We start from the raw sequence: 333 nt of genomic DNA, 5'->3' as shown, positions 1-333 counted from the left end.
TTAATAAAAATAATTAATAAGAAAATAATTGATAATATCTAGTTTTCAAAGAACAAATTCCTTGATGCTTTCGCATCAATGGAGAATAGCGGGATCGAACCGCTGACCCCCTGCTTGCAAAGCAGGTGCTCTCCCATCTGAGCTAATTCCCCAAAATGATGACCTTGCGGTCAATGGGCATAAATGGACTCGAACCATCGACCTCACGCTTATCAGGCGTGCGCTCTAAACCAGCTGAGCTATACGCCCAAAATCATTTAGTTAGAGAGGTAAGCCTCTCAAAACTGACCATTGTTTCGACAAAGTATGTGTAGCCTCCGTATATTCCTTAGA

2 tRNA genes are annotated in these 333 nt (G+C 41.7%); both read right to left on the bottom strand.

What is annotated here, in order from left to right:
• Window positions 1-79: 79 nt before the first annotated feature.
• A tRNA-Ala gene (locus FC99_RS08540) sits at window positions 80-152 on the bottom strand.
• A 22-nt stretch (window positions 153-174) separates the two neighbouring features.
• Window positions 175-249: transfer RNA gene (locus FC99_RS08535), tRNA-Ile, on the bottom strand.
• Between the last annotated feature and the right edge of the window lie 84 nt (window positions 250-333).

This window comes from Levilactobacillus koreensis JCM 16448 (assembly GCF_001435525.1).
Lineage (GTDB): Bacteria > Bacillota > Bacilli > Lactobacillales > Lactobacillaceae > Levilactobacillus > Levilactobacillus koreensis.
The sequence above is the reverse complement of the archived record's forward strand: the minus strand, read 5'-3'. Positions and strand labels throughout refer to the sequence as shown.